At 74.5% G+C, this 22,663-nt stretch carries 17 protein-coding genes and 1 pseudogene; 10 read left to right on the forward strand and 8 right to left on the reverse strand.

Going from position 1 to position 22,663, the window contains the following annotated elements:
• Positions 1–2: 2 nt before the first annotated feature.
• Positions 3–1,550, reverse strand: coding sequence for an LCP family protein (locus MODMU_RS23975; RefSeq protein ID WP_166503595.1), 1,548 nt, complete (start codon positions 1,548–1,550; stop codon positions 3–5).
• A 963-nt stretch (positions 1,551–2,513) separates the two neighbouring features.
• Here MODMU_RS23975 and MODMU_RS23980 point away from each other — a divergent pair.
• Complete coding sequence (locus tag MODMU_RS23980) at positions 2,514–3,485, forward strand: hypothetical protein (RefSeq protein ID WP_014742993.1); 972 nt, start codon at positions 2,514–2,516, stop codon at positions 3,483–3,485.
• Between the two features lie 59 nt (positions 3,486–3,544).
• On the opposite strand, the gene MODMU_RS23985 is transcribed toward MODMU_RS23980, so the two are convergent.
• Both MODMU_RS23985 and MODMU_RS23990 read right to left on the reverse strand, forming a co-directional pair.
• On the reverse strand, positions 3,545–3,976 hold the full coding sequence (locus tag MODMU_RS23985) for a DUF2795 domain-containing protein (RefSeq protein ID WP_014742994.1): 432 nt from the start codon (positions 3,974–3,976) through the stop codon (positions 3,545–3,547).
• A gap of 32 nt (positions 3,977–4,008) precedes the next feature.
• On the reverse strand, positions 4,009–4,218 hold the full coding sequence (locus tag MODMU_RS23990; protein WP_014742995.1) for a hypervirulence associated TUDOR domain-containing protein: 210 nt from the start codon (positions 4,216–4,218) through the stop codon (positions 4,009–4,011).
• Positions 4,219–4,500: 282 nt separating this feature from the next.
• Between MODMU_RS23990 and MODMU_RS23995 the strand changes: the two genes are divergently transcribed.
• The 6 genes and pseudogenes from MODMU_RS23995 (at position 4,501) to MODMU_RS24020 (ending at position 10,804) form a co-directional block, all read left to right on the forward strand.
• The gene (locus MODMU_RS23995; protein ID WP_041797578.1) at positions 4,501–5,286 is read left to right on the forward strand and encodes a siderophore-interacting protein; all 786 of its coding nucleotides are present in this window, start codon (positions 4,501–4,503) and stop codon (positions 5,284–5,286) included.
• 117 nt (positions 5,287–5,403) lie between these two features.
• Positions 5,404–6,138 (forward strand): response regulator transcription factor, encoded by a 735-nt coding sequence (locus MODMU_RS24000; RefSeq protein ID WP_014742997.1) that lies wholly within the window; start codon positions 5,404–5,406, stop codon positions 6,136–6,138.
• A complete protein-coding gene (locus tag MODMU_RS24005) occupies positions 6,135–7,703 on the forward strand; it encodes a sensor histidine kinase (protein WP_014742998.1) in 1,569 nt (522 codons plus the stop codon). Before MODMU_RS24000 ends, MODMU_RS24005 begins: the two co-directional genes overlap by 4 nt.
• Before the next feature lie 36 nt (positions 7,704–7,739).
• A complete protein-coding gene (locus tag MODMU_RS24010; RefSeq protein ID WP_014742999.1) occupies positions 7,740–8,447 on the forward strand; it encodes a PaaI family thioesterase in 708 nt (235 codons plus the stop codon).
• Between the two features lie 126 nt (positions 8,448–8,573).
• Positions 8,574–9,497 (forward strand): annotated as a pseudogene (gene cysD, locus MODMU_RS24015) (sulfate adenylyltransferase subunit CysD); the annotation flags it as partial.
• A complete protein-coding gene (locus tag MODMU_RS24020; protein WP_014743001.1) occupies positions 9,497–10,804 on the forward strand; it encodes a sulfate adenylyltransferase subunit 1 in 1,308 nt (435 codons plus the stop codon). The pseudogene cysD and the gene MODMU_RS24020, both read left to right, overlap by 1 nt.
• Positions 10,805–10,860: 56 nt before the next feature.
• On the opposite strand, the gene MODMU_RS24025 is transcribed toward MODMU_RS24020, so the two are convergent.
• The 3 genes from MODMU_RS24025 to MODMU_RS24035 are packed head-to-tail and all read right to left on the reverse strand — an operon-like array spanning position 10,861 to position 14,467.
• Entirely contained in the window at positions 10,861–11,676 is an 816-nt protein-coding gene (locus MODMU_RS24025; protein ID WP_014743002.1) for an FAD binding domain-containing protein, read from the reverse strand.
• The gene (locus MODMU_RS24030) at positions 11,673–12,176 is read right to left on the reverse strand and encodes a (2Fe-2S)-binding protein (RefSeq protein ID WP_014743003.1); all 504 of its coding nucleotides are present in this window, start codon (positions 12,174–12,176) and stop codon (positions 11,673–11,675) included. Before MODMU_RS24030 ends, MODMU_RS24025 begins: the two co-directional genes overlap by 4 nt.
• The gene (locus tag MODMU_RS24035) at positions 12,176–14,467 is read right to left on the reverse strand and encodes a xanthine dehydrogenase family protein molybdopterin-binding subunit (RefSeq protein ID WP_014743004.1); all 2,292 of its coding nucleotides are present in this window, start codon (positions 14,465–14,467) and stop codon (positions 12,176–12,178) included. The genes MODMU_RS24030 and MODMU_RS24035 overlap by 1 nt, the downstream gene beginning before the upstream one ends.
• 104 nt (positions 14,468–14,571) lie before the next feature.
• Here MODMU_RS24035 and MODMU_RS24040 point away from each other — a divergent pair, with 104 nt between their 5' ends.
• A complete protein-coding gene (locus tag MODMU_RS24040) occupies positions 14,572–15,825 on the forward strand; it encodes a CynX/NimT family MFS transporter (RefSeq protein WP_014743005.1) in 1,254 nt (417 codons plus the stop codon).
• A 4-nt stretch (positions 15,826–15,829) separates the two neighbouring features.
• Here the strand turns inward: MODMU_RS24040 and MODMU_RS24045 are convergent, their stop codons facing one another.
• Together MODMU_RS24045 and hrpA are read right to left on the reverse strand one after the other, a co-directional pair.
• A complete protein-coding gene (locus MODMU_RS24045) occupies positions 15,830–16,009 on the reverse strand; it encodes a hypothetical protein (protein WP_014743006.1) in 180 nt (59 codons plus the stop codon).
• Between the two features lie 72 nt (positions 16,010–16,081).
• Complete coding sequence (gene hrpA, locus MODMU_RS24050) at positions 16,082–20,020, reverse strand: ATP-dependent RNA helicase HrpA (RefSeq protein ID WP_014743007.1); 3,939 nt, start codon at positions 20,018–20,020, stop codon at positions 16,082–16,084.
• Between the two features lie 177 nt (positions 20,021–20,197).
• On the opposite strand from hrpA, the gene MODMU_RS24055 reads away from it, so the two are divergent.
• Both MODMU_RS24055 and MODMU_RS24060 read left to right on the forward strand, forming a co-directional pair.
• Entirely contained in the window at positions 20,198–20,725 is a 528-nt protein-coding gene (locus tag MODMU_RS24055) for a MarR family winged helix-turn-helix transcriptional regulator (protein ID WP_014743008.1), read from the forward strand.
• Positions 20,722–22,644, forward strand: coding sequence for an MDR family MFS transporter (locus tag MODMU_RS24060; protein ID WP_014743009.1), 1,923 nt, complete (start codon positions 20,722–20,724; stop codon positions 22,642–22,644). Before MODMU_RS24055 ends, MODMU_RS24060 begins: the two co-directional genes overlap by 4 nt.
• Positions 22,645–22,663 lie beyond the last annotated feature (19 nt).

Genomic DNA, 22,663 nt, shown 5'->3' on the forward strand with positions numbered 1-22,663 from the left:
TCTCAGCTGCAGGCCGATGCGGCCCCGGTCCCCTCGTCCAGGGGGACCGGGGCCGCTGTCGTCGGTACCGCGGTGCCCACGGGGGCCGGGCTGACGGCGGTGAAGTCCGGCCCGATGACCAGCTGCACCGCGGCGCCGACCTCCTCGGTGGGCTGCAGCACCGCCCCGGGGACGGCGGCGGCCACAGTGCGGGCAGGCTCGACCGACGCCGGGCCGTAGCGGACGACCGTGCGGTCCACCGCGGCCGGCTCCTCACCGCGGGCGCCGACCCGGAACCCGCCGGCGGCCAGCGCCTCGGCGACGTCCGTCGTCCGGCCCACGCCGGAGGCGTCGAGCACGTCGACGGTGACCCCGGCCGGGGCCACGGTCGTGACCGTGCCCGCGGGCAGCGCCTCGGTCGGGTCGGGGAGGGAGCCGGCCGCCCCGGGGCCGGTGGAGGCGTCCGCCGGGGCAGCCCCGTCGGCCGCGGCCTGGGACTCCGCCGAGGCCGGCAGCGTGCCGCCGTCGATGACCGCGTCGAAGAGCTCTCGGGTCGCCGCGGCGTCGACGACCACGGCGGCCTGGTCGGACCCCGCCGGGACGTACCCGACCTGGGCCACCGGCACCTCGGCGCGCTGCAGCGCGTCGCCGGACAGGTCACCCAGGGTGGAGCCGAGGACCCGGACGTCGTCGAGGGCGGTGTCGGCGTCGACGGTGAAGGTGTCCCCGGTCCGGGTCAGCAACCGGGTGAGGGTCAGCGGGTCGGCGACGGTACCGGTGTCCAGCGCGGTGCGCAGGGTCGCGGTGAGCACCAGCTGCTCCCGTTCCGCGGCCGCCGCCCCGGTGAGGTCGGAACCGGTGCTGCCGGCCCGGAGGAAGTCGGTGACGTCCTCGCCGGTCAGCCGAGTCTCCCCGGGCGGCAGGTCGAGCGCTGAGCCGGCGCCGGTGGCGGCATCGGGTATGCACACCGAGACCTCGCCCAGGGCGTCGACCATGCCCGGCAGCCGCTCGAGGTCCAGCGCGAGGTAGTGGTCGACGCGCAGTCCGGTGAGCTGCTGCACCGACCGGACCAGGCAGGACGGGCCGCCGTCCAGCAGTGCCGAGGCGAACGCCTCGGAGGCCGCCGGCCGCACCTCCCCGTCGCTGTCCCGGCAGGTCGGGGTGTCGCTGAGCGCGGTGGGCGGCACGCTGACCAGCACAGCCTGCTGCCCGTCATCGGAGACGCGCGCGATGAGGGTGCTGACCGCGGACAGCCCGCTCCGCCCGGGCAGGTTCGTCCCGACCAGCAGGTAGGTCTGCGCGGACTCCTGCAGCTGGGGGGCGAGGACCTCCGGCCCGTCGGTGACCAGCGCGTCGACGCGGTCGAGCGTGCGGTCGACGTAGAAGTACAGCCCGACGTAGTAGGCGGCCACGACCCCGAGCAGCGCGACCAGCGCGAGCACGACCCGGGTCAGCCGCCGCCGGGCCGGGCTGGCCGGCCGCCGCGGCACGGTGAGGTCGGTGATGGTCCCCTGGTCGGAGGCCGGCACGTCCCGACCGGGGATCGGCGGCAGCGGCAGGCTGCGCCGCACCCCGGGCACCGGCACGGACGGCTGGGCGCCCGGCCGCGCGGGGGCCGGCCGGGGGGCCGGGCTCGGCCGGGGACGACGAAGGCGCCGGCGGGGTGGCCGCCGGGGTGACGGATGCGGGCGGGACCACCCGCGGCGCGGGGCTGTAGGTGGAGCCGAACACCGGGCCGGCCGGCAGCGGAGCGGCCACCGGGGCCGGAGGGGCCGCCGGCACCGGGTCGGCGGGCTGCGCCGCCTCGGTGCGCAGGGGGCGCATCACCGGCCGCGGCGGCACGGTGCCCGGGGAGGAGCTCCGGGACACCGAGGCGGGGGGCACCACCGCGGGTGCCGGGCTCCACCGAGCGGCCCGCGGCAGCGACGGGGGCGGGGACGGCGGCGGTGCCGGCGGGAGGGACGGCGGCGTCGGGTCGGGTGGCGTCGCGGGCCCGGGCATCGCCGGCTGCCAGCCGGTCGGGAGCAGCGGGGAGGACGAGGGGCCGGCCGCGGGGAACGGTTCGCGGCGCACGCCGCCCCGCAGCGGCGGGCGGTCGTCCGGACCGGCGTCGGGGGACCCCCGGCTCCCGGCCGGTCACCTCGGACTCGCGGCGCTCGGCCCGGCGGCGCCGGACGTCGGTCCCGGAGCGGGCGAGCAGCTCGGCCACGGTCAGCGGCGCGACGGGGCCGCCGTCGTCGGCGCCGGACCGACCCGTCGCCGGGTCACCCACGGGAGGACCACCGTCGGCCCCGCTCCGCGTCGGCTCGTCCGCCACCGTTCAAGGATCCCGTCGTCGTGGTCCGGCTGCACCCTCGCCGGACTGGTCGTCTCGCCACCCCTGCACCCCGGTCGGACGCCGTCGACCGCGGGCCTCCCCACGATACGGGTGCGGGGCCCTCAGCCCGGTCGGGCGCGCGGGAGAGGTGTCCTGAGCAGCGCAGCAAGGGCCACCCGCCCGGCGCGGGACGGCCGTGGACCGTAGCGTCGGGACCGTGAAGCTGCCGTTGTTCGGTCCCTCCGACGTGCTCCACGCGGCCGGCGGCCTGCGGGACGGGGTCACCGAGGCCCTCGCGCTGCTGCCGCGGGTGGTGGGCGCGGTGGGCGAGGTCGAGCACCTGCTGGAGCGGCTGACCGTGCTGCTCGACCGGGTCGAGCGGATCGCCGACCGCGCGGAGCAGGCCGTCGTCGGCATCGACGCCACCCGCGCGCACGCCGACGAGGCGATGACCCGGATCAAGGGCACCCAGGCCGCCGCCGACGCCGCGATCACCGCGGTCGAGGCCACCCGCGCCCGCGCCGACCAGGCGATCGACTCGATCGGCGTCACCCAGAGCCGGGCCGACCAGGCCATCGACGCGATCGGCGTGACGCAGTCCCGCGCCGACCAGGCCATCGACGCCATCGGCACCACCCAGGGCCGGGCGGACCAGGCCATCGACGCGATCGGCGTGACGCAGTCACGCGCCGACCAGGCGATCGACGCCATCGGCGTGACCCAGGCCGCCGCCGACACCGCGGTGCAGCGGATCGGGCGCAGCACGGACGCCGCCGACGAGCTCCTCGTCGCCGTCGGCGGGACCGCGGGTGCCGCCGACGGCACGCTCGGCCGCGCCGAGGCGATGCTCGGGTCGGTGCAGCCGGTGCTGGACGACTACCGCCCGGCCCTGACCGTGCTGGCCCCGGTCCTCAACCGGTTCGCGGCCCACCTCGACGACGACGAGGTCGCCGCGCTCATCACGCTGGTCGACCGGCTGCCGACGCTGGTCGTCCACCTGGACGAGGACGTGCTGCCGGTGCTGGCCACCCTCGGCGACGTCGCGCCGGACGTGCACGCGCTGCTGGACACCGTGCAGGACATGCGCCAGGTGGTGAAGGGGTTCCCCGGCTCCAAGCTCTTCCGCCGCCGCGGTGCAGAGGAGATCGCCGAGGAGGACGGCGCCGCCGCCAACTCCGACGGCCACTGAGAAGACGACCGGCGCCGCCCCGCAGGGGACGGCGCCGGTCAGTTGTCGACGCCCGGCGGTCAGGTCTCGGTCGGGTAGCCCAGCGCGCGGACGACGTCACCGATCCGCTCGAAGACCTGGCCGTCGGGGAGCCGGGACAGCTCGTCGGCGACCACGTCGGGAGCCCGGTGGTCGCGCGCGGCCTCCACCAGGTCCGGCCCGGTGCTGGGGAAGTCGGCCCGGTCCAGCCAGCGGGCCAGCTCGGCCCGGGCGACGACCGCGTCGGGGGTCATGCCGACCGGGACGCCGCCGGTCAGGGTGTCGGCCGGGGAGCTGTCGACGTCCGGGTCGCCCTCGGCGGTGGGTTCGGGGTCGTTCCACTCCTCGGCGTGGGTGGACCGGCCTGAGCGGATCATCCCCTCGACCTCGTGGGCCAGGGCGTCGTCCTCCCGGGCCGAGTGCTTCGTGCTCCTCGCGGACGTGCCCGCGAAGGTGTCCTCGTTCTCGCTCACGTGCTCCTCCTCGTCCCGTCCCGCCGCGCCGCTCAGTCCTTGGACAGCGCGCTGGGCTTGTGCACGGCGGTACCGCCGCTCTTCTCGCTCTTCACCTCGTACTGCGGGTCGTCAGAGCTCGCCTTGACCTTGCGGCCGGCTGCCTCGGTGTCCTTCGTGATCTTCTTCTGGACCGTGCCCTCGGCCTCGCCACCGTGGCTCTTCCAGCTCACGTGGTCGCCCTTGCTGAAGTCCTGCGCCATCGCCGGTCCTCCGTAGCTCGTCGGTCCCTCGTGCCTGCCCGGCGTCGCCGGACCGCACACATCCACCCCTGTGATCACCCGTTCGGGTCGAGTCCTGCGACCGGGCTGTACCGAGCCGGATCTCGTCACGTAGCGTGTTCATCAGACGGAAGGTCCTGACCGCGAGACCTGACCAGCGCAATGCTCCGGTTACGCACAGTGAGATCACCGTCCCGAGACGCCGGCCCGGCTGGCCCCATTCCCCCGGGGCCGGCCGGGTCGGCCTCGTTAGGCTCGGTGCTCGTGGAGCCGACCGAGGACGACCCAGCCGCTGCCCGCCCGGTCGACGTGCTCATCGTGTCCGCCGTCCGGGACGTCACCCCCGCCGTGCGCCGGGTGACCCTGACCGCGCCGGCCCCGGTGGTGGCGGCAGCGGGCCCGACCCTCTCCCTGCTGGTCCCGCGGGTGGGCGACCCGGCTCCGCGCTGGCCCACCGTCGCCCGCGACGGGCGCATCGTGTGGCCGCAGGGCAGCCACGGCGTGGCCCTGCGCAGCTACACCGCCCGCCGGCAGGACCCCGCCGCGGGCGAGCTGGACGTCGACTTCGTGCTGCACGGTGACGGACCGGCCGCGACCTGGGCGGCCGCCGCTGCGCCGGGTGCGCTGCTGGGCGTGGCGAGCACGGCGCCGCTCGGTGAGGGCCCGGCCTCGTGGCTGCTGGTGGCCGGCGACGAGACCGCGCTGCCGGCGATCAGCCGCATCCTGGCCTCCGCTGCACCGGGCACCCGCGGCGTGGCCCTGCTCGAGGTGGCCGGCCCCGAGGAGGAGCAGCCGGTGCCCGCGCCCCCCGGGGTGGAGGTGCGCTGGCTGCACCGCTCCGGTGCGGCCGCCGGGACCGACCTGCTCGCCGACGCGGTCGCGGCGCTGCCCCGGCCCGAGGGGGAGGACGTCTTCGCCTGGGTGGGCGCGGAGTCGGCGACCGTGCGGACCGTCCGGGCGGACCTGCGCGGCCGGTGGGGGCTGCGCCGCAGCCAGCACCACGCGATCGGTTACTGGCGGCGCGGGCGCGCCATGTCACCCGCCGGCTGAGCGGCTCGGGGCCCCTCGCCCAGCCTTCTCACAGGTAGCGTCCAGCGCAGCTGCAGCCGGGCACCGCACCCTGGCGGCATGACGACTGCGGCCGCACAGGGTCCATCGGGAGGGGTCGTGTCCGCCACCAGCTCGCGCGCCGGGGGCGCGCAGCAGCCCGAGGCGCGACTGCTCGTGGTCGACGACGAACCGAACATCCGGGAGCTGCTCTCGGCCAGCCTGCGCTACGCGGGCTTCGAGGTGGCCGTGGCCTCCGACGGGCAGCAGGCGCTCGCCGTCGCCGCCGAGTTCCGGCCCGACCTGCTCGTGCTCGACGTGATGATGCCCGGGCTCGACGGGTTCGGCGTCGTCCGGAGGTTGCGTCAGAACGGCACGCACACCCCGGTGCTGTTCCTCACCGCGCGCGACGCGGCCGACGACAAGGTCACCGGGCTGACCCTCGGCGGGGACGACTACGTCACCAAGCCGTTCAGCCTGGACGAGGTGCTGGCCCGCATCCGGGCGGTGCTGCGGCGCAGCCAGGGCGTGCAGCGCGCCACCGAGGCGCCGCGGCTCACCTTCGCCGACATCGAGCTGGACGAGGAGAGCCACGAGGTCCTTAAGGCCGGGAAGCTGGTCAGCCTCTCCCCCACCGAGTTCAAGCTGCTGCGCTACCTGATGACCAACGCCGGCCGGGTTCTGTCCAAGGCGCAGATCCTCGACCACGTGTGGAACTACGACTTCAACGGCGAGGCCAACGTCGTGGAGTCCTACATCTCCTACCTGCGGCGCAAGGTCGACACGACCGAGCCGAGGCTGCTGCACACGCTGCGCGGGGTGGGCTACTCCCTGCGCCTCCCCCGCGGCTCGTGACCGCACAGGCGACCAGTCCCCCGGCCGCCGACCCCGGTGCGTCGGCCGGGGAACTGAGCTCGGGCCCGCCGTCCGACACCTCCGCCTCGGGCCGGCGGACCTGGGGCGACCGGGTGCCGCTGCGGGTCACGTTGGTGGCGCTGCTGGTCGCGCTGGTCACCCTGGCGCTGGCGGCCACCGGCGGCGCCGCCACCTCACTGCTGCGCGGTTACCTCGCCGAGCAGCAAGAGATCGCACTCCGAACGGACGCGCAGTACATCGTCTACAAGACCCGGCTGGCGGAGGTCCAGTGCACCAGCCCCAGCGGCCTGCCGTACGCCGGCCAGGGCCTCTACCTGGCGTGCCTGGACGCTGACGGGGTCTACGGGGAACTGGCCCCCGTCGGCGGCTCTGTCCCCGACCTGGGCAACCTGACCGCCGACGAGGCAGCCCAGAAGGGGGGTAAGACCTTCATCCGGCGCTCGGAGGACGGCAAGACGTCCTGGCGGTTGGTCGTGGTGCAGCCTGACAACGGCCTCACCGTCGTCGTGGGCCAGGACGTCGGGGCCGACCAGGCGTTGCTCTCCCGGCTGATCCGCACCGAACTGGCGGTCGGTGCGCTGGTCCTGGCGGTGATGGCCATCGCCGGCTACATGCTGGTGCGCAACAGCCTGCGGCCGCTGCGCGAGGTCGAGCACACCGCGCAGGCGATCGCGGCCGGCGACCTGTCCCGCCGCGTCCCGGTCGCCGACCACCGGACCGAGGTCGGGCGGCTGTCGGCGGCGCTCAACGGGATGCTCGGCCGGATCGAGAGCTCCTTCCGTGCCCAGCAGGCCTCCGAGGAGCAGGCCCGCGCCTCCGAGACGCGGATGCGCCGGTTCGTCGCCGACGCCAGCCACGAGCTGCGCACCCCGCTCACCTCGATCCGCGGCTTCGCCGAACTGCACCGGCAGGGCGCGGTCCAGGGCCCGGAGGACACCGGCCGGATCATGCAGCGCATCGAGGCCGAGGCGACCCGGATGGGGATGCTGGTCGAGGACCTGCTGCAGCTGGCCCGGCTGGACCAGCAGCGCCCGCTGACCCTCGGGCCGGTGGACCTCGCCGAGCTCGCCGGGGACGCCGTCCACGACGCCCGCGCCGTCCAGCCCGACCGGCCGCTGAGCCTGCTGCTGGACCCCTCGCTGACCGACGTGCCCGTGGTGACCGGCGACGAGGCCCGGCTGCGGCAGGTGGTCGGCAACCTGGTCACCAACGCCCTCACCCACACCCCGGTCGACGCCCGGGTGACCGTGCGGCTGTCCGAGGACGACGCCGACTCCGTCGTGCTGACCGTCAGCGACGAGGGCCCCGGGCTCGCACCGGCCGACGCGGAGCGCGTGTTCGAGCGGTTCTACCGGGCCGACTCCTCGCGCACCCGCGCCGCCGGCGGGACCGGGCTGGGGTTGTCCATCGTCGCGTCGCTGGTGGCGGCGCACGGCGGCACCGTGGACCTCACCACCGCCCCCGGCCAGGGCGCGACGTTCACCGTCCGGCTGCCCCGGTCCGGTCCGCCGATCCCCCCGACCGCGGAGCCGACGCCCTCCTGAGCGGCGGCGGACCCCGCTGGCTGGTGCAATCGCCCCGTGGCGATCGACGGGACGACGGACGAGGCGGAGCTGCTGGCGGCCGTCACCGAGCTGGGCACCGCGCTGCGCGAGCTGGTCGCGGCCTCGGTGACGACGACGGTCGGCCCGGCCGGGCTGCGCGCCGCCGCGGCCCGGGCCAGGGAGGTGACCGCCGCCCTGGCGGAGTCGCGGCGCGGCCTGGACCAGCTGCCCGCGCTGGACGACCCGGCGCAGTTCCGCCGGGTGTTCAACCCGGTCAGCGGGGTGGGCAGCGCGCTGGCCCCGCCGCTGGCCATCCGGCGGGTGGACGGCGGCGTCGAGGCGGAGGCGGTCCTCGGGCCGCCCTACGAGGGGCCGCCCAGCTACGTGCACGGCGGGATGAGCGCGCTGGTGCTGGACCAGGTGCTCAGCGCGGCGGCGCACGCCGCCGGGCTGTGGGGCATGACCGGCCGACTCGAGCTGGACTACCGCCGGCCGGTGCCGCTGGGCACGGCCCTGCTGGTGCGCGCGGCGGTCGGCGACAGCCGCGGCCGGCGGGTCACCATCGCCGGCTCGATCGCGCTGGCCGAGGCGCCGGACCAGCCCCTCGTCCAGGCGAGTGGCATGTGGGTGACCCCGCGCCCCGCGCAGGTGGAGGCCTACTTCAGCGCGATCACCGACGCCGCCGGCCGGCCGTCCCGACCCCACCGGCCCGACGACACCGCGGCGGTGGTCGACGGGGGGTGACCGACCGCACGGCAACGCCGCGGGGGTCATGACGGACACTGGGCGGGGAATCCGCATCATGCCGATCGGGTTGCCCCGCTCGAAGACGTCGCCGTCCGGGCGGCACCTGCCGTCGTCCCCGACTCCCGGGAGCCCTCCAGCGTGACCACCGCCGACCACCGGCTCACCCAGCTGCAGACGCTGGAGGCCGAGTCCATCCACGTGCTGCGCGAGGTGGCCGCCGAGTCCGAGCGCCCGGTGCTGCTGTTCTCCGGCGGCAAGGACTCCATCGTCATGCTGGAGCTGGCGCGCAAGGCCTTCGCCCCGGCCCGCATCCCGTTCCCGGTGATGCACGTCGACACGGGGCTGAACTTCCCCGAGGTGCTGGAGTTCCGCGACAAGCGGGTCGCCGAGCTCGGCGTGGAGCTCGTCGTCGCCTCCGTTCCCGACGCGATCGCCGCCGGCACGGTCCGCGAGGAGCCCAACGGCTCCCGCAACCGGATCCAGACCCCGGTGCTGCTCGACGCCGTCGAGGAGCACGGCTTCACCGCCCTGTTCGGCGGCGCCCGCCGGGACGAGGACAAGGCCCGCGCCAAGGAGCGGGTGTTCTCCTTCCGCGACGAGTTCGGCCAGTGGGACCCGAAGAACCAGCGGCCCGAGCTGTGGGACCTGTACAACGGCCGCACCCACCTCGGCGAGTCCATCCGGGTGTTCCCGCTGTCCAACTGGACCGAGCTGGACATCTGGGGCTACATCGCCCAGGAGGAGATCGCCATCCCGCAGCTCTACCTCGCCAAGGAGCGCGACGTCGTCGACCGCCAGGGGATGCTCTACGCGGTCAACGAGTTCATCACGCCGCGGGACGGCGAGCCGGTGCTGCACGAGAGCGTCCGCTACCGCACGGTCGGCGACGCGAACCTGACCGCCGCGGTCCGCTCCACCGCGGGCAACGTCGAGGAGGTCATCGCCGAGATCGCGGTGACCCGGCTGACCGAGCGCGGCGCCACCCGGGGCGACGACAAGGTCAGCGACGCCGCCATGGAGGACCGCAAGAAGGAGGGGTACTTCTGATGGCCGCCCCCATCGACGTCCACTCCGCCGTCGCCGAGGCGGCTGCGGAGATCGCGCACGCCCGCAAGGACATCCTGCGCATCGCCACCGCCGGCTCGGTCGACGACGGCAAGAGCACGCTGATCGGCCGGCTGCTGTTCGACAGCAAGGCGGTGTTCGAGGACCAGTACGCCGCGATCGAGCGGGCCAGCCGCGGCGACTACGTGGACCTGGCGCTGCTCACCGACGGGCTGCGGGCCGAGCGCGAGCAGGGCATCACCATCGACGTCGCCTACCGCTACTTCAGCACGCCGCGGCGCACCTTCATCCTCGCCGACACCCCCGGGCACGTGCAGTACACCCGGAACATGGTCACCGGCGCCTCGACCGCGGACCTGGCGATCGTGTTGGTCGACGCCCGCAAGGGCATGGTCGAGCAGAGCCGCCGGCACGCCTTCCTCGCCTCGCTGCTGCGGGTGCCGCACCTGGTCGTGGCGGTCAACAAGATGGACCTCGTCGACTGGTCGGAGGAGGTCTTCGAGCGGATCCGCGACGAGTTCTCCGCCTTCGCCACCAAGCTCGACGTCCCGGACCTCACCGTGGTGCCCATCTCGGCGCTGCAGGGTGACAACGTGGTGACCCGCTCGGCGAACATGCCCTGGTACGAGGGGACCTCGCTGCTGCACCACCTCGAGCACGTGCACGTGGCCAGCGACCGCAACCTCGTCGACACCCGGTTCCCGGTGCAGTACGTGATCCGGCCGCAGTCCGACGCGTTCCACGACTACCGCGGCTACGCCGGACGGGTGGCCGCCGGCGTGCTGCGCCCCGGCGACGAGGTGCAGGTGCTGCCCAGCGGGCTGACCACGACGATCGCCGGCATCGACGGCCCGGACGGCCCGGTGGACGCCGCCTTCCCGCCGATGTCGGTGACCGTGCGGCTCAGCGACGACCTCGACGTCTCCCGTGGTGACCTGATCTGCCGGCCGCACAACGCCCCGCAGGTCACCCAGGACCTCGACGCGCTGGTCTGCTGGATGGCCGACACCCCGCTGGTGCCGCGGATGCGGCTGGCGGTCAAGCACACCACCCGCACGGTGCGCGCGATGGTCAAGGAGCTGCAGTACCGGCTGGACGTGAACACGCTGCACCGGGAGACCGACGCACCGCAGCTCGGGCTCAACGACATCGGCCGGGTGCGGCTGCGCACCACCCAGCCGCTGTTCGTCGACGACTACCACCGCAACCGGGTCACCGGCCGCTTCATCCTCATCGACGAGGCCACCAACGCCACCGTCGGCGCCGGCATGCTCACCCCCGCCGGCTGACGGGAGACGCCGGTTTCGGCGCCGAAACCGAACCAGGTTTCGGCGCCGAAACCGGGTCAGGCAGCGGCGGCGGACTCCAGGGCGCGGCGGGTGAGCAGGCGGGCCAGGTGCCGGCGGTAGTCGGCGTCCGCGTGCATGTCCGAGCCCGGGGACGTGCCCTGGTCCGCGAGCTCCGCCGCCTCGGCGATCGACGCCCCGCGGGCCAGCGCCTCCTCGGTCGCCGTCGCCCGCACCACCGTGCCGGCCATGTTGGCCAGCGCGACCCGGCCGTCGACCGCAGCCGCCGCCACGATCGCCCAGTCGTTCTCCCGGCGGGTGAACTTCTCGTAGCCCCAGCCGGCCGACCCGGTGCGCGGCACCCGGACCTCCACGACCACCTCGTCCCAGGCGATGTCGGTCTCGAAGAAGCCGGTCCAGCAGGCGGTCACCGGGATGGCCCGGCGTCCTCCCGGCCCCTGCACGACCACGCTGCCACCGAGCGCGAGCAGCCCCGTCGGCACGTCCGACGCGGGGTCGCTGTGCGCCACCGTCCCGCCGACGGTGGCCCGGTGCCGCACCTGCGGGTCGCCCACCCGGCCGGCCACGTGGGACAGCAGCGGCACCTCGGTGCGGACCACCTCGTCGCGCTCCACCTCGAACAGCCGGGTGCCGGCGCCGATGGCGACCTCGTCCCCGTCGACCCGCACGTAGGACAGGTCGGTGATCCCGCCGAGGTCGATCAGCACCGTGGGGATGGCCAGCCGCAGCTTCATGATCGGCAGCAGCGAGTGCCCGCCGCCCAGCAGCTTGGCGTCCTCCCCGTGCTCGGCCAGCGCGGCGAGCGCCTCGTCGACCGACCGCACCTTCACGTAGTCGAACGTCGACGGGATCATGCTTCTACCTCCTGCGCCTGCGGGACCTGCCCGGCAGCCGGCCCGGCCTTCGCCGCGGTCAGCACCGCCCGGACGATGTTGTGGTAGCCGGTGCAGCGGCAGAGGTTGCCCTCCAGCCCCTCCCGGACCTCGCGGTCGGTCGGGTCGGGGTTGTCGGCCAGCACCCCGACGGCGGCCATCACCATGCCCGGGGTGCAGAACCCGCACTGCAGGCCGTGCTCGGCCCGGAAGGCGGCCTGCACGGGGTGCAGCTCGCCGTCCGGACCGGACAGCCCCTCGAGGGTCGTGACCTGCCCGCCGTCGGTCTGCGCGGCGAGCACCGTGCAGCTCTTGACGCTGAGCCCGTCGACGATGACCGTGCACGCCCCGCAGGACGTCGAGTCGCAGCCGACGTTCGTCGCCCGGAGCCCGCGCACCTCCCGCAGGTAGTGGCACAGCAGCAGCCGCGGCTCGACCTCGTCGGTGCGCTGCTCACCGTTGACGGTGATGGAGACCTGCATCAGTTGCCCTCCTGCTGCTCGGGGTGCGCGGCCTGCTGTACGGCCCGCCAGACGCGCATGGGGGTGACGGGCATGTCGACGTGCCGGACGCCGAGGTGCGCCACGGCGTCGATGACGGCGTTCTGCACCGCCGGGGTCGAGCCGATGGTCCCGGCCTCGCCGATGCCCTTGGCGCCGAGCGGGTTCATCGGGGTGGGCGTGGCCATGTCGACGAGCTCGAAGCTGGGCAGCTCGGTCGCCGAGACGAACGGGTAGTCGGCCAGCGTGGACGTCGTCGGGTTGCCGTCCTCGTCGTAGAGGACCTCCTCGAGCAACGCTTGGGCGACGCCCTGCGCGAAGCCGCCGTGCCGCTGCCCCTCGGCGATGAGCGGGTTGATGACGGTGCCGGCGTCGTCGACGGCCACCAGCCGGGTGAGCTGCGCCTTGCCCGACTCGACGTCCATCTCCACCACCGCCACGTGCGCGCCGAACGGGAAGGTCGGCGCGTTGGCCTCGAACATGGTGGCGACCAGCAGCCGCTCGTCGCCGGCCAGCTCGGCGAACGTGACGACGGCGCCCGGCGTACCGCGCACCGCCAGGCCGGCGAGCCCCAGGTCGACGACGAGGTCCGCCGGGTCGACCTCGAGCCGTTCGGCGGCGCGGCGCCGGGCCTCCTCGATGAGCTCCTCGGCGGCCTGGTGCACCGCCGCGCCGCCCTGCTGGAGGCTGCGCGAGCCCATGGTGCCCCCGCCCTGCGGCACCAGGTCGGTGTCGCCGTGGAGCACGGTGATCTTCTCCACGGGGATGCCGAGCTGGTCGCTGGCGATCATCGCCCAGGCGGTGGCGTGGCCCTGCCCGTGCGGCGACGTCCCGGTGAGCACGGTGGCCGTGCCGTCGGCGTGGACCTCCAGCGAGGCGGCCTCCTTGGTGCCCGCGCCGTTGTCGGCGCCGGTGATCTCCACGTACACCGACAACCCGATGCCCAGCTGGCGGACCTCACCGGCCTCCCGGCGCCGGGCCTGCTCGGCGCGCAGCTCGTCGTACCCGGCCGCCTCGAGCGCCTTGTCCAGCGCGGTCGTGTAGTCGCCGTTGTCGTAGGTCGCGCCCATCGGCGTGGTGTGCGGCTCGGAGAACGCGGGCAGCAGGTTCTTCCGGCGCACCTCCGCCGGGTCCATCCCGATCTCGGCCGCGAACAGGTCGATGGCCCGCTCGACGGCCGCGGTGGCCTCCGGCCGGCCGGCGCCCCGGTACGCACCGATGGACGTGGTGGTGGTGGCCAGCGCGCGGCCCTGGGCGTGCACCTTCGGGAACGCGTAGACGCCCGGCGCCATGAGCATCGTCAGGGTGGGCAGCACGGCCCCGAGCCGGGGGTAGGCGCCGCAGTCCTGGTCGAAGACCAGGCTGTATGCCTCCACCGTGCCGTCCCGGCGGCCGCCGATCGTGACGACCTGGTCCTGCGCCCGGCCGTGCAGCATCCCGATCATGTTCTCCGAGCGGCTCTCCGCCCAGCGGACCGGACGGCCGACGTGCTTGGCCAGCCAGGCGACGAAGGCGTACTCCGGGTCGGCGCCGATCTTCGCGCCGAACCCGCCGCCGACGTCGGGGGTGATCAGGTGGATGAGGTCGGGGTCCATCTCCAGCCAGTCACCGAACTGGCCGCGCGCCTGCTGGGCGCCCTGGTTGGTGCACCACGCGGTGAGCCTGCCGTCGGCGCTCCAGGCGGCCGCCGCGGCCCGGCCCTCGAGCGGCACCGGGGCCACCCGCTGGTTGACCAGTGCCTGGGTGACGACGACCTCGCAGCCGTCGAAGAAGTCGGCCGTCGCGGGTTCGCCGAACGAGGCCATCACGTTGGTGCCCGCCTCCGGGAACAGCAGCACCTCGTCGGCGGCGGCCGCGGCGGTGCCGACCACCGCCGGCAGCGGGTCGATGTCGACGACCACCAGCTCGGCGGCGTCCTCGCCCTGGTACCGCTCCTCGGTCAGCACGACCGCGATCGGGTCACCGACGAAGCGGACCCGGTCCGACGCCAGCCACGGTCGGGTCATCGCCTCGTTGATGAAGGGGAACGGCGGGGGGATGGCGACCAGGTCGGTCACGTCCGCGGCGGTCACGACCGCGACCACCCCGGGCGCCTCGAGGGCGGCCGAGGTGTCCACCGACAGCAGCCGGCCGTGGGCCACCTGGGAGCGGACGAACGTCGCGTGCAGCGCGCCGGTCAGCCGCTCGTCGACGAGGTCGTCGGTGTAGACCGCCCCACGGGTGAGGAACAACGGGTCCTCTGTACGGACCACCCGGGTCCCGAGGATGCTCATGCGCTCTCCTGTCCTGGTGCCAGCGGTGCCGGGGTCACAATGGCAGAAGTGTGTGAGCCGGGACACACCGCCTCGCGCCGACGCGCCTGTGATCTGCTGGTCCGGTGACCGACCGCGCGCAGCACGGGCAGCGCTCGCGCGGCGGGGTGGTGCTGCTGGTCGTCGCCATCGTTGTGGTCGCGCTGAACCAGCGCCCCGCGGTGGTGGGCGTGGCGCCGGTGCTCACCGACCTGCGCGCCGACACCGGGTTGTCCAGCGCGCTGGCCGGCCTGCTCACCACCCTGCCGGTGCTCTGCTTCGGCGCCTTCGCCCCGGTGGCGCCCCGGCTGGCCCGCCGGATCGGGCTGGAGACGGCGGTGGCCGCGTCGTTGCTGCTGCTGGTCGCGGGGATCGCGCTGCGCCTGCTGGACCCGGTGTGGCTGCTCTACGGCGGGAGCCTGGTCGCCGGGGCGGCGATCGCCATCGCGAACGTGCTGATGCCCGCCTACGTCAAGCGCGAGTTCACCCGCCCCGGCGCGGTGATGGGCGCCTACTCCGCCTCGCTGAACATCGGCGCCGCCGCGGCCGCCGGGCTCACGGTGCCGATCGGGCTGGCGCTGGGCGCGGGCTGGCGGGTGGCGCTGGCGTCCTGGCTGGTGCTGGCGCTGATCGCGGTGGTGCTCTGGGTGCCGGTCGCCGGGATCCGCGGCACCCGGACCGCACCGGACGACGCTGGCTCGTGGACGCTGCTGCGGCGCCCGCTGGCCCGGCAGGTCACGGCCTTCCTCGGGCTGCAGAGCGTGCAGTTCTACTCGGTCGCCGCCTGGCTCCCGACCCTGCTGGCCGACGCGGGCGTGCCGGTCGGCGAGGGCGGTCTCCTGCTGGCCGTGTCGAACGTGGTAGGGGCCGCCGGCGCGCTGCTCGCGCCCGCGGTGGCCGGCCGGATGCGGACCCAGCGATCGCTCGTCGTCGCCGTCCTGGTCGCCTACGTGGGCGGGCTGACCGGGCTGCTGGTGGCGCCGGACTCCGGGACGGTCGTCTGGGTGGCGCTGTTCGGGCTCGCCCAGGGCAGCGGTTTCGCGCTGGCCCTCACGCTGATCGTGCTGCGCAGCGCCACCCCACTGGTGGCCGCCCGGCTGGGCGGTGTCGCGCAGTGCGTGGGTTACCTGGTCGCCGCCGCCGGGCCGGTCGTGCTCGGCGCGCTGCATGACGCGACGGGTGCCTGGGGCTGGCCGATGGGGCTGCTGCTGGTCCTGCTGGTGCCGATGGGCCTGGCCGGCTGGGGCGCGTCGCGCGACGCCGTCCTCGACCCCGACGGCGCCCTGGACGAGGTGCTCCAGGACGTTCCGGCCGGGGTGCGGACGGCGCCGCGGCGCTGACCGGTCAGGCCTGCGGGTCGGTGGCGGCGGACGGCTGCGGCGTCTCGGCCGCCTCGCCGTTCCAGTCCTTGCCGGCCTCGTCGGCGTTCTCCGAGGCGCTGTCGGTCTGCCCGGCGACGACCTCCACCATCTCCTGGTCGGAGAGGCCCTCGCCGGCCTGGGTGAGGTTGGTGTTCTCGCTCATCGAGGACTCCTTCGTCTCGCGGTCGCTGTCCCCCCGACGGTCCCCGGCCGGACGAGCGGGCAAACCCCGGCCTCAGGCCGACAGCTGGTCGATCGCCTTGTAGACCCGCTGCTCGGAGATCGGCCGGGGCGTGCCCACGGTCTGGGCGAACAGGCCGACCCGCAGCTCCTCCACCATCCAGCGCACCCGGGCGACCGGGTCGTCGGGCGCACCGGTGGCCGGGATGCGCGCCCGCAGCTGCTCGTACTCCTTCGTCACCGCCTCGACCTGCGCGGACCAGAGCGCGTCCCGGGCGGCGTTGGCCGGCAGCTTCTCCAGCCGGTACGCCATCGCGGTGAGGTAGCGGACCAGGTCGGGCAGCCGCCGGCGTCCGGCGTCGGCCACGAACCCGCGGTGCAGCAGCCCGGTCATCTGCCGGCGCAGGTCGGCGATCGCGGCGTCGGGCACCCGCCGTCCCGGCGCGGCACCGATCGCCACCGCCACCTCGCGGGCCTGGGTGAGCACCGCCTCGACCCGGCGCACGGCGTCCGCGGTGAGCGCGGGCAGCTCGGCGCGGGCGGTGGTCACCAGCGCCTCGAAGGCCGCCTGCGTGCGCGGCGGCCCACCGGCGGCCGCGATCAGCTCGTCGGCGGCGGCGTCCACGCAGTCGGCGACCAGGTCGGGGATCTCGCCGTCGGGGTTGAACTGCAGCGCCAGCCGGGTGCGCGGGGAGAGCCCCTTGACCACCTGCTTGACCGGTGAGCCGGCGGCCAGCACGAGCAGCCGGCGGGCTCCGCGCCAGGCCAGCCGGCTCGCCTCGGCCTCGGTCGGGACGACGCGGACGCCGACCGTCGTGCCCTCGTCGACCAGCGCCGGGAACGCGGTGACCACGTGCCCGCCGCGCTGCACCTCCACCGTGGCCGGCAGGTCGCCGAAGGTCCAGGCCGTCTGGCCGGTGCGCTCGTACGTCGACGCCGCCCGGGCGAGGCTGGCCCGCGCCTGCGGCGCCACCTGCGCGCGCAGCGCGGTGAGGTCCTTGCCCTGGGCGAGCGGGCGCTGCTGGTCGTCGAGCACCCGGTAGGTGGCGCGCAGGTGGGCCGGGACGGCGGCCGGCTGCCACGCGTCCGGCGGGATGGTGACGGCGGTGGCCCGGCGCAGCTCGCGCTCCAGCGCCGGCAGCAGCGGCTCGGTGGGGTCGATGTGCGGCAGCACTTCGCGCACCCGGTCCGGGATGGGCACCAACCCGCGGCGCAGCTGCTTGGGCAGCGAGCGCAGCAGCTCGGTGACCAGCTCGGCGCGCTGACCGGGCACGGTGAACGCCAGCGACTCCCCCGACGTCCGCTCGGCGACGGTGTCCAGCACGCCCAGCGGCACGTCGACGGTCACGCCGTCCTCGACCGCGCCGGGGGCGAATGCGTACGACAGCGGCAGGGTCAGTCCCTGGGTCAGCCGCACCTCGTCCGGGTAGTCCTCGGCCTGCACCTGCCCGGCCGCCGCGGCGTTGGTGAGCATCTCCGGCGTGAAGGTGAGCAGGTCCGGGGTCTCCCGGCGGGCCTGCTTCCACCACCGGTCGAAGTGCCGGGTGGAGACGACGTCGGCGGGGACCCGCGCGTCGTAGAGCTCGAACAGCGTCTCGTCGTCGACCCGGATGTCCCGGCGCCGGGCGCGCTCCTCCAGCTCGGCGACCCGCTCGATGGCCCGCGCGTTCTCCGCCCAGAAGGCGTGGTGCGTCGTCCACTCGCCCTGCACGAGGGCGTGCCGGATGAACAGCTCGCGGGAGACCACCGGGTCGATCGAGCCGTACTGCACCCGCCGGCCGACGACGAGCGGCAGGCCGTAGAGGGTGACCCGCTCGGTGGCCACCACCGAGCCGCGCTTGGCGTCCCAGCGCGGCTCGCTGTACTGCCGCTTCACCAGGTGGTCGGCGAGCCGCTCCACGACCTCGGGGTCGATCCGCGCCACCATCCGGGCGAACAGCCGGCTGGTCTCGACCAGCTCGGCGGCCACCACCCAGCGCGGCGGTTTCTTCGCCAGCGGGCTGCCCGGCGCGATCACGAAGCGGGTGTTCCGGGTGCCGACGTACTCCCGGGACGGGCGCTTGTCGCCCTTGGGCGCTTCGGCCTGGGTGCCGATCTGGGACAGCAGCCCGGCCAGCAGGGACGCCGTCACGCCCTTCTCGTCCGGCTCGGTGGCCAGCGCGCCGGTGGTCATGCCGAGCCGGCGGGCGGTGCCGCGCAGCTGGCCGTGCAGGTCCTGCCACTCGCGGATCCGCAGGTAGTGCAGGAACTCGCGCTTCACGTTGCGCCGGAACTGGTTGCCGCTGAGCGCGTCCTGCTGCTCGGCCAGGTACCGCCAGAGGTTGAGCAGGCCCAGGAAGTCGGAGTTCTCGTCGGCGAACCGGCGGTGCAGCTCGTCGGCGGCCTGCTGGTGCTCGGCCGGCCGCTCGCGCACGTCCTGCACGGTGAGCCCGGCGGCGATGACCAGCACCTCCTCCAGCACCCCGCGCCGGTCGGCCTCCACGACCATCCGGGCGATCCGCGGGTCCAGCGGCAGCGCGGCCAGCGAGCGGCCGGTCTCGGTCAGCCGGCCGGCGTCGTCGAGCGCGCCGAGCTCCTCGAGCAGCGCCAGCCCGTCGGCGACCGAGCGGCGGTCCGGCGGGTCGATGAACGGGAAGTCCGCGACGTCGCCCAGCTCGAGGGAGGCCATCTGCAGCAGCACCGAGGCGAGGTTGGTGCGCAGGATCTCCGGGTCGGTGTACTCCGGGCGGGCGTCGAAGTCGTCCTCGGTGTAGAGCCGGATCGCGATGCCCTCGCTGGTGCGCCCGCACCGGCCGGAGCGCTGCCGGGCCGAGGCCTGGCTGATCGGCTCGATCGGCAGCCGCTGCACCTTGGTGCGATGGCTGTACCGGGAGATGCGTGCGGTGCCCGGATCGACGACGTACTTGATGCCCGGCACCGTCAGCGACGTCTCGGCGACGTTGGTGGCCAGCACGATCCGCCGGCCGGTGTGCGCCGCGAAGACCCGGTGCTGCTCGGCCGCCGACAGCCGGGAGTAGAGCGGCAGCACCTCGGTGTGCGGGAACCCGCGCTCGCCCAGGGCGTCGGCGGTGTCCCGGATCTCCCGCTCGCCGGCGAGGAAGACCAGCACGTCCCCGGGTCCCTCGGCCACCAGCTCGGCGCAGGCGTCGACGATGGCGCTGACCTGGTCGCGGTCCTCGTCGGCCTCCGGGTCGTCGGGGTCGATGACCGGGCGGTAGCGGACCTCGACGGGGTAGGTGCGCCCGCTGACCTCTACGACGGGCACCTCGTTGCCCTCGTACGAGAAGTGCTTGGCGATCCGGTCGACGTCGATCGTCGCGGAGGTGATGACCAGCTTCAGGTCCGGACGGCGGGGCAGCAGCCGGGCCAGGTAGCCCAGCAGGAAGTCGATGTTGAGGCTCCGCTCGTGGGCCTCGTCGATGATGATCGTGTCGTACTGGCGCAGCATCCGGTCGCGCTGCACCTCGGCGAGCAGCACGCCGTCGGTCATCAGCTTGACCAGCGTCCGGTCGCCCACCTCGTCGGTGAACCGGACCTTCCAGCCGACGACGTCGCCCAGCGGCGAGCCGATCTCCTCGGCGATCCGCTCGGCCACCGTGCGGGCGGCGATCCGCCGCGGCTGGGTGTGCCCGATCCGGCCACGGACGCCGCGGCCGAGCTCCAGCAGGATCTTCGGCAGCTGGGTGGTCTTGCCCGAACCGGTCTCGCCGGCCACCACGACCACCTGCGACTCGCGCAGCGCGGCGGCGATGTCGTCGCGCCGCTGGCTGACCGGCAGCTCCTCCGGGTAGCTGAGCACCGGGACGGCGGCGCGGCGGCGGGCGATGCGCTCCTCGGCGACGGCGACGTCCTCGGCGATCCGCTCCCGCTGCCGGGCGCGGGCTGCGGGGTCCTTGGTGCGCCGGGTGCCGTCGAGCCGCCGTCCGAGCCGGTGCTCGTCGGCGAGGGTCAACGCGGGCAGCCGCGACCGGAGGTCGTCGTGCGGGGTGGTCACGGGGTGCTCGCTTCTCCTTCGAGGGTGCTGCTCCCAGGGTCCCATCCCCGGCGAGCCCGTTGCGCGACTCACACTCCGTGCGCCGTGCAACTGATTGCGTGCACCGCACAACGGGTTGTATGGTGCACCTGTTCCTCCGGCGCAGTGTGGCGCCCATCGCTGACCTCCGGAGCCCCCGTGACCGACGTCCTCCCCGCTGCCGGGTCCGCAGCCGATGCCGAGCAGGCGTCGCTGTCCGACCAGCTCGTGCAGCTGGTCCGCGTGATGCACGCGTTCAAGGCGCAGGCGACCAGCGGCTCGGGCCCCGAGGCCCGGGAGCGCGCGGCCCACGTGCTGCTGTTCCCGCTCACCCGGCTCGGCGCGCTCCGCCAGGGCTCGCTGGCCGAGCTGGTGCACGCCGACCCCTCCACCGTCAGCCGGCACGTGACGCTGCTGGTCGACCGCGGGCTCGTCCGCCGGGTGGCCGACGAGCAGGACGGGCGCGCCAGCCGGCTCGTCGTCACCCCGGCCGGCGAGGCCGAGGTCGAGAAGATGCGGCAGGAGCGCGACAGCGTGCTCTCCCGCGTCACGGCCGACTGGACCGCCGACGAGCTCGCCACCTTCACCCGTCAGCTGCACCGCTTCGTGCGGGGCCTGAACGACCTCATCCCCACCCTGGGCACTGCCGTCGGCGGCGCCGTCAACCCTCCCGAGAAGGACCGATGACCCAGACCACGGACCGCACCGCCCGGGCCGAGGCCCGGGTGGCCGCGGCCGCCCCGGACTCAGCCGGCGGATTCACCCACAAGCAGATCATGACGATCCTGGCGGGCCTGCTGCTCGGCATGTTCCTCGCGGCGCTGGACCAGACGGTGGTCTCCACCGCCATCCGCACCGTCGCGGACGACCTCCAGGGCTACGACCTGCAGGCCTGGGCGACGACGGCCTTCCTGATCACCTCGACGATCTCCACGCCGCTCTACGGCAAGTTGAGCGACATGTACGGCCGGCGGGGCTTCTACCTGTTCGCCATCGCCGTGTTCGTCGTCGGTTCGATGCTCTGCGGGCTGGCCGACTCGATGTACCAGCTGGCCGCCTTCCGGGCGATCCAGGGCATCGGCGCCGGTGGCCTGATGTCGCTGGCGCTGGCGATCATCGCCGACATCGTGCCGCCGCGGGAGCGCTCGAAGTACCAGGGCTACTTCATGGCCGTCTTCGGCACCTCGAGCGTGCTCGGCCCGGTGATCGGCGGCTTCCTCTCCGGCCAGGACTCGATCCTGGGGATCACCGGCTGGCGCTGGATCTTCTACGTCAACGTGCCGCTGGGGATCCTGGCCTTCGCCGTCGTCTTCAAGGTGCTGCACCTGCCGCACACCAAGCGTGAGCACCGGATCGACTTCCCCGGCGCGCTGGCGCTGATCACCTTCCTGGTGCCGCTGCTGATCGTCGCCGAGCAGGGCCGCACCTGGGGCTGGAGCTCCACCGGCGCGCTGGCCTGCTACGCGATCGCCGCGGTCGGGTTCGTCGCCTTCGTGCTCGCCGAGCGGGCGTACAAGGACGAGGCCCTGCTGCCGCTGCGGATGTTCAAGAACCGCACTTTCGCGGTCAGCAGCCTATCCAGCATCGTGCTGGGCGCCGGCATGTTCGGCGGCATCCTGCTGCTCCCGCAGTACCTGCAGATCGTGCACGGCTCCAGCCCCACCGAGGCCGGCCTGCAGATGATCCCGCTGGTGCTGGGCATCATGACCGGCTCGATCATCGCCGGTCAGACGGTCGCCCGGACGGGCAAGTACAAGGTGTTCCCGCTGGTCGGCACGGTGTTCATCGTCGCCGCGCTGGTCGCGCTGTCCTTCATAGTCGGCGCGGACACCTCGGTCTGGGCGCTGGTCCCCTTCATGCTGCTCATGGGCCTGGGGCTCGGCTTCAACTTCCAGCCGGTCATCCTGGCGGTGCAGAACGCGGTCAGCCCGCGCGAGATCGGCGTGGCCACCTCGTCGGTGACCTTCTTCCGGCAGATGGGCGGCACGCTCGGGACGGCGGTCTTCCTGTCCGTGCTGTTCAGCGCGCTCCCCGGCCGGATCGCCGACGCCTACGCCAGCGCCCAGGGCGACCCGGCGTTCCAGCAGGCCGCCGCAGCGAACCCCGACCAGCTGCAGCAGCTCTCCGGGGCCGGTAGCGACCTCGGCGACACGTCGTTCGTGCAGACGATCGACCAGGCGCTGGCCGCCCCGTTCAAGGCCGGCTTCGCCGACACGCTGGACCTGGTCTTCCTCATCGCGGCCTGCGTCGTGGCGATCGGCTTCTTCGTGCTGATCTTCCTGCCGCAGCTGGCGCTCCGGACCCAGTCCGGCATCCAGGCCGCCCAGGCCGGGAGCTCGGGCGAGGCCGGCGCGGACGGCCCGGTGCTGGCGGCGGAGCACGCGGCCGGTGCCGCTGCCCCGACGTCGGTCGAGCCGCCCGTCGACGGTGCCGACCGGACCGACGAGCAGCCGACCCGGGACGACTCCAGCGGGCGGCACGGTGCCACCGCCGTCGTCCCGCCGTCGACCGGCAGCGGCCGGCACGAGGCGGGGGCGCACCAGCCGACCGGCCTGGACAGCGTCCCGGCCGACCACCTGCCCGAGACCGTCCGGCACCGCGACTGACCCACCCCGCTGCACGACA

The organism is Modestobacter italicus (genome assembly GCF_000306785.1).
Lineage (GTDB): Bacteria > Actinomycetota > Actinomycetes > Mycobacteriales > Geodermatophilaceae > Modestobacter > Modestobacter italicus.

Bases quoted from the DNA above. Each gene is read 5' to 3' on its own strand.
- MODMU_RS24045 (WP_014743006.1), bottom strand. From the start codon at position 16,009: ATGAGCGAGAACACCAACCTCACCCAGGCCGGCGAGGGCCTCTCCGAC.
- MODMU_RS24020 (WP_014743001.1), top strand. From the start codon at position 9,497: ATGGCCGCCCCCATCGACGTCCACTCCGCCGTCGCCGAGGCGGCTGCG.
- MODMU_RS24030 (WP_014743003.1), bottom strand. From the start codon at position 12,176: ATGCAGGTCTCCATCACCGTCAACGGTGAGCAGCGCACCGACGAGGTC.
- MODMU_RS24035 (WP_014743004.1), bottom strand. From the start codon at position 14,467: ATGAGCATCCTCGGGACCCGGGTGGTCCGTACAGAGGACCCGTTGTTC.
- MODMU_RS23990 (WP_014742995.1), bottom strand. From the start codon at position 4,218: ATGGCGCAGGACTTCAGCAAGGGCGACCACGTGAGCTGGAAGAGCCAC.
- MODMU_RS24025 (WP_014743002.1), bottom strand. From the start codon at position 11,676: ATGATCCCGTCGACGTTCGACTACGTGAAGGTGCGGTCGGTCGACGAG.
- MODMU_RS24060 (WP_014743009.1), top strand. From the start codon at position 20,722: ATGACCCAGACCACGGACCGCACCGCCCGGGCCGAGGCCCGGGTGGCC.